Origin of the sequence: Micromonospora sp. M51, assembly GCF_018070305.1 — a bacterium.
Classification (GTDB): Bacteria; Actinomycetota; Actinomycetes; order Mycobacteriales; family Micromonosporaceae; genus Micromonospora; species Micromonospora parva.
This window is the reverse complement of record NZ_JAGPXZ010000277.1, coordinates 1-7,225: the sequence shown is the minus strand read 5'-3', so window position 1 is coordinate 7,225 and position 7,225 is coordinate 1. Positions and strand designations below refer to the sequence as shown.

The following is a 7,225-nucleotide window of genomic DNA, read 5'->3' as shown; positions in this document are numbered from 1 at the left end:
ACGCAAACCTCTTGATCAACACGGTCTGGGGTTGGTGGGTGGGGTTAGAGCTTGGTCCAGGCTTGGGTTAGGACTGTGCGGAGGATCTGTTCGATCTCGTCGAAGTGCTGCTGCTCGGCGATCAGGGGCGGGGCCAACTGGATGACGGGGTCGCCCCGGTCGTCGGCCCGGCAGTAGAGGCCCGCCTGGAACAGGGCGGTGGAGAGGAAGCCGCGCAGCAGGCGCTCCGACTCGGCCTCGTTGAAGGTCTCCCGGGTGGTCTTGTCCTTGACCAGTTCGATGCCGTAGAAGTAGCCGTCGCCGCGGACGTCGCCGACGATCGGCAGGTCGTACAGCTTCTCCAGGGTGGCCCGGAAGGCGGCCTCGTTGGCGCGTACGTGCCCGACCAGGTCTTCGCGGGCGAAGACCTCCAGGTTGGCCAGGGCCACCGCGCAGGAGACCGGGTGTCCACCGAAGGTCACCCCGTGGGCGAACATGCCGGTCTCGGTAAGGAACGGCTCCATCAGCCGGTCGCTGGCGATCATCGCGCCGAGCGGGGCGTAGCCGGAGGTGATGCCCTTGGCGGTGGTGATGATGTCCGGCTGGTAGCCGTAGCGCACCGCGCCGAAGTATTCACCCAACCGGCCCCACGAGCAGATCACCTCGTCCGAGACGAGCAGCACGTCGTACGCGTCGCAGATCTCCCGTACCCGGTCGAAGTAGCCGGGAGGGGGTGGGAAGCACCCGCCGGAGTTCTGCACGGGCTCGAGGAAGACCGCGGCGACAGTGTCCGGCCCCTCCCGCTCGATGGCCCGACCGATCTCGTCGGCGGCCCAACGGCCGAACGCCTCGGGGTCGTCGCCGTGCTCGGGCGCCCGGTAGTAGTTCGTGTTCGGCACCTTGATCGCGCCCGGCACCAGTGGCTCGAAGTCGCTCTTGATGCCGGGCAGGCCGGTGATCGACAGGGCGCCCATGGAGGTGCCGTGGTAGGCGATGTAGCGGCTGATCACCTTGTACTTGTTGGGCTTGCCGGTGCGCTTGAAGTAGGCGCGGGCCAGCTTCCACGCCGCCTCGACGGCCTCGGAGCCCCCGGTGGTGAAGAAGATCCGGTTGAGGTCGCCGGGGGTGAGCGCGGCGATCCGCTCGGCCAGCTCGACGGCCTTCGGGTGGGCGTACGACCAGAGCGGGAAGTAGGCCAGCTCGCCGGCCTGCTTGGCGGCAGCCTCCGCCAGTTCGGTGCGGCCGTGGCCGGCGTTGACCACGAAGAGCCCGGCGAGCCCGTCGAGGTAGCGGCGGCCCTGCGCGTCCCACACGTACGCACCCTCGCCGCGCACGATGGTCGGCACCTCACCGGCGGAGTAGCTCGCCATCCGGGTGAAGTGCATCCAGAGGTGGTCGGTGGCGTTGGCCATGTCAGCCCCATCGGTCATCGGGCCGGTCAACGGGGTGAGGCCGGCCGCTCTGCCAACGGTTATCGCACAGTCTCACGCTACGAAGCAAGTGTTATCGGCGGTATCACCGTCCGTTGGCGACGGATTCAGCGCGCTGACGTCATGGATGCAACGGAATTCGTACTGCTGCTGGCCGGTTCGTCGGCGGTCGGCGGGAGTCTGGGCGGGGGCCGGAGGTGTGCTGGTGGCTGCCTTTGGAGCTGAATCGTTTGCGACATCAGGACGAGTCGGTCGGGTGCCGCTCGGCCGTCCAGGTCGCCCGCCGGCCGCCGAATCGGTTGCGGCATCACGGCTGTCGTCGGGTGCCGCTCGGCTGTCCAGGTCGCGTCCGCCGGCCGCTGAATCGTTTGCGACATCAGCTCCAAAGGGCCTGACCGGTGGTAGCTCCCCCCGCGGCCGCCGGCTCGATCCACTCGGGTTGCCGGAAACCGGGGCATCAGGGCGGCCCGGACACCCCGACTTCCGGAAAGCCGAGTTGATCAAAGGAAAGCTCAGGCCGTGCCCCAGGTGTAGGTCTGCTTGCGCAGCTTGAGATAGACGAACGCCTCGGTGGAGAGCACCCCGGGCACGGCGCGCAGCCGTTGCAGGATCTCCAGCAGGTGGTCGTCGTTGCGGCAGACCACCTCGGTGAGCAGGTCGAACGACCCCGCGGTGATCACCACGTAGTCGACCTCCTCCAGCTCGGCCAGCCGGTCCGCGACCGCCTCCAGGTCACCGTCGGTACGCAGGCCGATCATCGCCTGCCGGGGGAAGCCGAGCTGGAGCGGATCGGTCACCGCCACGATCTGCATCACGCCGGAGTCGAGCAGCCGCTGCACCCGCTGGCGGACCGCCGCCTCGGACAGCCCCACCGCCTTGCCGATCGTCGCGTAGGGGCGGCGGCCGTCCTCCTGGAGCTGCTCGATGATCTGCTTGGCCACGTCATCCAGCAGAGCGTGATTGGCACCGTCACGGACAGCGACGCGTCGACCGCCGTTGCTGTTCTCGTGCTGCCGGTTTGTCATTGCCCGCTCCCCATATCCCGAATCGTGATGTCGCGCGTGTATCCCCGCGTAGTCTGGCGTATTTCGTCGTACATCGCTATTCCCGCAACGGAATCCCTTGTAAGGGAGGTCACCTCATGTCAGGATCAGTCGTCCATGGCACTTCATCCTCCCGACATTCCCGCCGGCGCGCCTCCCCGTCCCGCCCGCCGACGATGACCCCCTAGGAGTCGTCATGCGTACTCCCCTCCGGCCCCTCTCCCGGCGTGGACTGCTCACCGGCACTCTCGGTTCGGCCGCCCTGCTCACCATGGGCGGCAGCCTCGCGGGCTGCGGCACCAACGGTGCGCAGCAGACCGAAGCCGGCTGCGTCAGCGAGGACCTCTCCGGCACCGAGAAGAAGCTCGCCTTCGCCAACTGGCCGCAGTACATGGACGTGGACGAGAAGGACGAGTCCAAGCGGCCGAGCCTCGACGAGTTCATCACGAAGACCGGCATCCAGGTGACCTACACCGAGGACATCAACGACAACAACGAGTTCTTCGGCAAGGTCCAGAACCAGCTCGCCGCCTGCCAGAGCACCGACCGGGACATCATCGTGCTGACCGACTGGATGGCGGCCCGGATGATCCGGCTCGGCTGGATCCAGAAGCTGGACCCGGCGAACATCCCGAACGTGCAGGCCAACCTGCTTCCGTCGCTGCTCAACCGCCCCTTCGACACCGAGAACCGGATCTCCATCCCGTGGCAGTCCGGCCTCGCCGGTCTGGCGTACAACGGCAACGTCACGAAGGAACTGCGCACAGTGGACGAGTTGCTCACCCGCCCCGACCTCAAGGGCAAGGTGACAGCGCTCAGCGAGATGCGCGACACGATGGGTCTGCTGCTCGGGTCGAACGGGCACGACCCGGCGAACTTCACCGCCGCCCAGTTCGACGACGCCCTCAACAAGCTCAAGAAGGCCGTCGACTCCGGCCAGATCCGCAAGTTCACCGGCAACGACTACGCGCCCGACCTGGCCAAGGGTGACATCGCCGCGTGCATCGGCTGGTCCGGGGACGTGATCCAACTCTCCGGTGAGGACGAGAAGGTGCGGTTCGTCGCGCCGGACTCCGGCGTGATGCTCTACAGCGACAACATGATGGTCCCCAACAAGGCCACCCACAAGAGCAACGCCGAAGCGCTGATCAACTACTACTACGAGCCGGCGGTCGCGGCGAAGCTCGCCGCCTACGTCAACTACATCTGCCCGGTCAAGGGCGCGCAGGCCGAGATGGAGAAGATCGACCCCGAGTTGGCAGCGAACCCGCTGATCTTCCCCGACGAGGCGCTGCTGTCGAAGTCCAAGGTGTTCATGGCCCTGGACGAGAAGCAGGAACGGGAGTACGAGGGCAAGTTCCAGCAGGTCATCGGGGCGTGACGGGGATGGCGCGCGAGACACCCGCCGGCGACCTGCGCCTGGCCAACCTCACCAAACGCTTCGGCGTCTTCACCGCTGTCGACGACCTCAGCCTGACCATCGAACAGGGCTCGTTCTTCGCGCTGCTCGGCGCGTCCGGCTGCGGCAAGACCACCACGTTGCGGATGATCGCCGGCCTGGAGGAACCGACAACCGGCCAGGTGCTCCTCGGTGACCGGGACATCGCCCGGCTGCGGCCGTACAAGCGGCCGGTCAACACCGTCTTCCAGAGCTACGCGCTCTTCCCCCACCTCAGCATCTTCGAGAACGTCGCCTTCGGGCTGCGCCGACGCGGCATCCGCTCGGTCGACGACGAGGTCACCCGGATGCTGTCCCTGGTGCAGCTCGACGGTTACGGCAACCGCCGCCCCGCCCAGCTCTCCGGTGGTCAGCAGCAGCGGGTCGCGCTGGCCCGCGCCCTGATCAACCGGCCGCAGGTGCTGCTGCTCGACGAACCGTTGGGCGCACTCGACCTGAAACTGCGCCGACAGATGCAGATCGAGCTGAAGCGCATCCAGATCGAGGTCGGCATCACCTTCGTGCACGTCACCCACGACCAGGAGGAGGCCATGACCATGGCCGACACCGTCGCGGTGATGAACGCCGGCCGGATCGAGCAGTTGGGTGCCCCGGCCGACATCTACGAGTTCCCCGCCACCGCGTTCGTGGCGAACTTCCTCGGCCAGTCCAATCTGCTCGCCGGGGAGGCCACCGGCGCCGGCGGCGGCGACGTCGCGGTGACGGCGCACGGCACGCGGTTCTCGGTGCCCGCCGGCCGGTCGCGGGCCGACCACGGTCCGGTTCACCTGGGGGTACGCCCCGAGAAGCTGATTCTGGTCGGCTCCGCCGACCAGGTGCCCCAAGGACATCAGCACGTCACCGGGGTGGTCACCGACGCCTCCTACGTGGGAGTCAGCACGCAGTACCTGCTGCGCACCGGCTGGGGCACCGAGGTGTCGGTCTTCGCCGCGAACAGCGGCGTGTCGGAGCGGGTGCCGGTCGGCAGCGAAGCCGTGGCGTACTGGGATCCCCGGCACGCGTTTCTGCTGCCCCGCGACGCCGCCGACACCGACCGGACGTCGCCGGTGCTCGACGAGCCGGTCGGCGCGCCGTCATGACCCTCCTGGCCCGCACCGGATCGGGGGAGCCACCGCCCTCGGCACCTCGACCCGGGCGGCACCGGCTCCTGCCGTACCTGTTGCTGCTGCCCGGCGCGGCCTGGCTGCTCATCTTCTTCGGCGTGCCGCTGGCGCAGTTGGCGGCGGCCAGCCTGTACGACCCCAGCGGTTCGCTCTCCACCGGGTACGCGATGACCTGGGCGTTCGGCAACTACCCGGATGTGGTGCAGGCGTACTGGCCGCAGTTCCTGCGTTCGTTCGGCTACGCCGGGCTGGCCCTGGTGCTGGCGCTGCTGCTCGGCTACCCGCTGGCGTACGCGATCGCGCAGAAGGCCGGCCGGTGGAAGAACCTGCTGCTGGTGTGCGTGGTCGCGCCGATGTTCACCAGCTTCCTGGTCCGCACGCTGGCCTGGAAGACGATCCTGTCGGACAACGGCGCGCTGGTCGGCCTGCTGCGGGACGTGGACCTGCTCGCCCCGGACGGTCGGCTGCTGGCCACCCCGTTCGCTGTGGTGCTCGGCCTGACGTACAACTTCCTGCCGTTCCTGGTGCTGCCGCTGTACGCGAGCCTGGAGCGGCTGGACCCCCGGCTGCTCGAGGCGGCCACCGACCTGTACGCGAGCCCGGCGCAGGCGTTCCGGCGGGTGACGCTGCCGCTGTCCATGCCCGGTCTGGTCGCCGGCACGCTGCTGTTCTTCATCCCCGCCAGCGGTGACTACATCAACGCCGAACTGCTCGGCACCCCGAACGAATACATGATCGGCAACGTCATCGACTCGGCGTTCCTGGTCCGGCTGGACTACCCGCAGGGTGCCGCACTGTCGTTCCTGCTGATGGCGGCGATCCTCGCGGTGGTCTTCGGCTATCTGCGCAGGGCCGGCACGGAGGAGGTCCTCTAATGCGACTCTCGCGCTGGTTGGCGGACCGCTGGGTGATGATCGTGGCGTTGCTGGTGCTCGGTTACCTGGCGCTGCCGATCCTGGTGGTGGCCGCACTGTCGTTCAACAGGCCGTCGAGCCGACTGTCGTACGACTTCAACGAGTTCACGCTGGACAACTGGCGGCAACCGTGTGCCACCTCGGACATGTGTGACGCCGTGGTCCGCAGCGTGCAGATCGGCTTCCTCGCCACAGTGGTCGCCACCGTGCTCGGCACCCTGATGGCGTTCGCGCTGGTCCGGCACCGCTTCCGGGGTCGGTCCGGGATCAACGTGCTGATCTTCCTGCCGATGGCCACCCCGGAGTTGGTGATGGGCACGTCGTTGCTGGCCCTGTTCGTGTCGGCGGGCGTGCCGCAGGGCTTCTGGACCATCCTGATCGCGCACGTGATGTTCTGCGTGTCGTTCGTGGTGGTCACCGTGAAGGCGCGGCTCGCCGGGATGGACCGGCGGCTGGAGGAGGCCGCCATGGACCTCTACGCCAACGAGTGGCAGACCTTCCGGCGGATCACCCTGCCGCTGGTGCTGCCCGGCATCGTGGCCGCCGCGTTGCTGGCCTTCTCGCTGAGCTTCGACGACTTCATCATCACGAACTTCAACGCCGGCACCACCGTCACGTTCCCGATGTACGTGTGGGGCGCTGCCCAGCGTGGCATCCCACCGCAGGTCAACGTGATCGGCACCGCGATGTTCGCGGTCGCGCTGCTGCTGGTGGGGCTCAGCTCGCTGCGCGGTCGACGGGCCCGCCGCGCCAACCTGCTGGCCGGGCCGCCGGGTCACCTGCGTCGGTCGTCATGACCCTCCCGGATGCGGGTCTTCCGACCGGTGTTCCGTCATGACGATTCCGCACACCGGCCGGGCGTTGGCCGACGCGGCACCCGTGCCGTACTGGCTCGATCGCCCGGACCGCCCCGACCCGCTACCGCCACTGACTGGTCGGCACTCCGCCGACCTGCTGGTGATCGGTGGCGGTTACAGCGGACTGTGGGCCGCGTTGTTGGCGAAGCAGGCGGACCCGGACCGGGACGTGCTGCTCGTCGACGCCGGGACCTGCGGTTGGGCCGCGTCCGGGCGCAACGGCGGGTTCTGCGCCGCCTCGCTGACCCACGGCCTCGCCAACGGCGTCGACCGGTTCCCCGACGAGGTCGGCGAGTTGGAACGTCTCGGCCGGGACAACCTGGACGCCATTGCCGCCACAGTCGCGACGTTCGACATCGACTGCGACTTCGAGCGCACCGGTGAGCTGGCCGTCGCCGTCGAGCCGTACCGGCGGGCCAGGTCCGCATCGGCGGCCAGCC

The 7,225-nt window shown here is 68.3% G+C and carries 7 protein-coding genes; 5 read left to right on the top strand and 2 right to left on the bottom strand.

Annotated features, from left to right (window positions below; translation table 11 throughout):
- Nucleotides 1-44: 44 nt before the first annotated feature.
- Both KBX53_RS16475 and KBX53_RS16470 read right to left on the bottom strand, forming a co-directional pair.
- Complete coding sequence (locus KBX53_RS16475; protein WP_030338309.1) at nucleotides 45-1,391, bottom strand: aspartate aminotransferase family protein; 1,347 nt, start codon at nucleotides 1,389-1,391, stop codon at nucleotides 45-47.
- A 530-nt stretch (nucleotides 1,392-1,921) separates the two neighbouring features.
- Nucleotides 1,922-2,434, bottom strand: a complete 513-nt coding sequence (locus tag KBX53_RS16470; RefSeq protein ID WP_030338307.1) for an Lrp/AsnC family transcriptional regulator — start codon at nucleotides 2,432-2,434, stop codon at nucleotides 1,922-1,924.
- A 214-nt stretch (nucleotides 2,435-2,648) separates the two neighbouring features.
- On the opposite strand from KBX53_RS16470, the gene KBX53_RS16465 reads away from it, so the two are divergent.
- From KBX53_RS16465 to KBX53_RS16445, 5 genes are all read left to right on the top strand, one after another.
- Complete coding sequence (locus KBX53_RS16465; protein WP_030338305.1) at nucleotides 2,649-3,833, top strand: spermidine/putrescine ABC transporter substrate-binding protein; 1,185 nt, start codon at nucleotides 2,649-2,651, stop codon at nucleotides 3,831-3,833.
- 5 nt (nucleotides 3,834-3,838) lie between these two features.
- On the top strand, nucleotides 3,839-4,990 hold the full coding sequence (locus KBX53_RS16460) for an ABC transporter ATP-binding protein (RefSeq protein WP_210860206.1): 1,152 nt from the start codon (nucleotides 3,839-3,841) through the stop codon (nucleotides 4,988-4,990).
- Nucleotides 4,987-5,889: an ABC transporter permease gene (locus KBX53_RS16455; protein WP_210860205.1), complete on the top strand. Its 903-nt coding sequence runs from the start codon at nucleotides 4,987-4,989 to the stop codon at nucleotides 5,887-5,889. Before KBX53_RS16460 ends, KBX53_RS16455 begins: the two co-directional genes overlap by 4 nt.
- Nucleotides 5,889-6,725, top strand: a complete 837-nt coding sequence (locus KBX53_RS16450) for an ABC transporter permease (RefSeq protein ID WP_036412865.1) — start codon at nucleotides 5,889-5,891, stop codon at nucleotides 6,723-6,725. The genes KBX53_RS16455 and KBX53_RS16450 overlap by 1 nt, the downstream gene beginning before the upstream one ends.
- A gap of 37 nt (nucleotides 6,726-6,762) precedes the next feature.
- The coding region (locus KBX53_RS16445) for an FAD-binding oxidoreductase (RefSeq protein ID WP_210860200.1) at nucleotides 6,763-7,225 on the top strand (463 nt) is incomplete at its 3' end.